Raw genomic sequence first — 394 nt, forward strand, 5'->3', positions numbered from 1 at the left:
CTGGAGCCAATTCGAAGCACTGCTCCCAGAGCGAAACGTCACACACCCCTGGGGATGCCACAAACCAAGAATCAGCGACCGGATCATCTTCGACAAACTCATCCAGGTCCTCATCCTTGGAGCGGCCTACGCAAAAATCAGCGACACCACCTGCTCAGCAACCACCATCCGTCGCCGCCGCGACGAATGGATCACCGCCGGGATTTTCAACGACCTGGAACAGCTCTGCCTGGAAGCTTACGACCGCATCGTTGGGCTCGACCTTGAAAACCTCGTCATTGACGGCTGCTTGGTCAAAGCACCCTGCGGCGGCGAAGCTGCCGGCAAATCCCCAGTAGACCGCGGCAAGCAAGGCACCAAACGCTCCCTGATGACCGATGGGAAAGGCATCCCC

At 58.9% G+C, this 394-nt stretch carries 1 protein-coding gene; it reads left to right on the top strand.

Annotated features, from left to right (window positions below; genetic code table 11):
- Positions 1 to 394: transposase (locus ACT3TP_RS18785; RefSeq protein ID WP_444621300.1), on the top strand; the 394-nt coding region annotated here is incomplete at both ends.

This window comes from Glutamicibacter sp. AOP38-B1-38 (genome assembly GCF_052377485.1).
Lineage (GTDB): Bacteria > Actinomycetota > Actinomycetes > Actinomycetales > Micrococcaceae > Glutamicibacter.